The organism is Mammaliicoccus stepanovicii (genome assembly GCF_002902525.1).
GTDB lineage: Bacteria > Bacillota > Bacilli > Staphylococcales > Staphylococcaceae > Mammaliicoccus > Mammaliicoccus stepanovicii.
This window is the reverse complement of record NZ_PPQZ01000116.1, coordinates 1-1,806: the sequence shown is the minus strand read 5'-3', so window position 1 is coordinate 1,806 and position 1,806 is coordinate 1. Positions and strand designations below refer to the sequence as shown.

The following is a 1,806-nucleotide window of genomic DNA, read 5'->3' as shown; positions in this document are numbered from 1 at the left end:
TATTATTAAAGATTATCTTTTGCAGTTTCCATTTTTTTATTAAAGATTTAATTTCTTCTTATCACAATTTTATCAATTTATTTAGCAAATTTTCAGGTTCTTGAAGTTTTGATAACTATATATTCAAATTTTTAACAGTCTTCAATATTATAATTGAAACAAAGTAATGGTGTTTATCAGAATAACAACTAAAGAGGAGAATGTTTATGAAATATTTAACTAGAATTTTAGATGCATTAGCTGGATTATGTGTTGCCTTACTATTTAGTAAGTATGCAATCTTATCTGCTAATATGATGTTTGATTGGAATTTGAAATGGTATTTTTTAGAAGATGTTCAGCATCTCCCAATTATTTTATTTATTATGATGTTTGTTTTTTCTATACCTTCAGAAATGATTAAAGATAAACAAAAAGATAAAAATGAAAAACGAAAACTTGGTTTTTTAGGATATAAATAAACCATGTGTCTTCTATATTATTAAAAATTAAGCCACCTAAATTGCTAGGTGGCTTTTTTAAAATTATCTTTTATCTATATTTCTCGAAATAGTTCCAATTGCTGCTAAAATAGTAAAAACAACAACAATAGAAATCAAGTTAATCCGGTTATTTTGAAGATCTAACTTTGGCATTATAAAAAATGCATAGATACTCATTAATACAATCGTTATAACTAAACCAATTAATCTGTATTTCATTTTAAAGCGCCACTTCCTTATACAAAAATTATTATATAGTCATTTAAATTGAGTGACCCAATGCAGAGTTTTACGATAGATACTTTTTTATTATAAAATATATGTGAAAATAACGATACTTATTTATAGAAAATAGCAAAGGACTCCAGAAATTAAATCACCAAAATCTAGTTGTAGATAAATGTATCAGGAAATTCGAGGCTATACGAGTGCTACACCAACTTGTAAAATAGCCTTTATAATTTATAGATTATATACTTGATATATGGATGAGCAGCAGGATGATTAACATTTCAATACATTTTCTAAGCAACAGTTGAAAAGTATGGAAGTAAAGAGCATAAAAAATACTCTCATAGTTAGGTTGTGGATTATGAACAAGTTAAAAGATATATATAAATATGACTTTAATAGAAGTAATCTGCTTTATACCAATGTTATTTTTATTTACTTATTTACCAACGCCAAATATTATAAGTATTATTATTAACGTATTTATTATAATGTTATGTTGCTTTGGTGTTTCGTTCTTGTTTTATATTTTTAAAGACAAATAATATATTTATAAAAGTTGCTGTTATTTATCTTTATGTTTAAATTATTGTTGAATTCTTGGGTATTATGAATATAAGTCAATTTTTAATTGGCTTATATTCAACAAAGCAATAGAAATAAAAATAATGAGTTATCAATATCTCATAAATGTTGAGATTTATGAGTACATTAAAGTGATGGCGTTTTATTTTGAAATTAAGAATATCACTTGGAACAATAGGAATGAGTAGGATATTGTTATGGATGCTTAGTCTATTTGCAGATATTAAAGAATCTGCTAACACTCAAAATTCTGAAAATGATGTCAGTATTAAAAATGAAAGAGATAATAAATTTTGAGATGTTTTATTTAAAAGCCCTGATTATGTAACTCAACGTATCTCTAGTAGTCAAACTTTAATATAAGAGAGTGTGATTTTAATGAATAATGAAGAGTTAGAGTCTAGACTTTTATTAATTAAACAGTCTATAGATGTTCTTCAAGAAGAATTAGCGCCTAACTTGAAGACTAAAGATTTAGTTTTATTACGTTATGGTTATAATGTTGATG

General features: G+C 24.9%; 3 protein-coding genes and 1 pseudogene. All 4 read left to right on the top strand.

The annotated features are described in order from the left end of the window. Window positions 1–206 precede the first annotated feature (206 nt). Complete coding sequence (gene elxI1 / locus CD111_RS11450; RefSeq protein ID WP_095088538.1) at window positions 207–461, top strand: epilancin biosynthesis-related protein ElxI1; 255 nt, start codon at window positions 207–209, stop codon at window positions 459–461. A gap of 641 nt (window positions 462–1,102) precedes the next feature. Next, complete coding sequence (locus CD111_RS12940; RefSeq protein ID WP_371868733.1) at window positions 1,103–1,258, top strand: DUF6007 family protein; 156 nt, start codon at window positions 1,103–1,105, stop codon at window positions 1,256–1,258. A gap of 187 nt (window positions 1,259–1,445) precedes the next feature. Continuing rightward, window positions 1,446–1,595, top strand: coding sequence for a hypothetical protein (locus CD111_RS12575; RefSeq protein ID WP_158245703.1), 150 nt, complete (start codon window positions 1,446–1,448; stop codon window positions 1,593–1,595). Between the two features lie 81 nt (window positions 1,596–1,676). Then, window positions 1,677–1,806, top strand: a pseudogene (locus CD111_RS12790) (hypothetical protein); the annotation flags it as partial.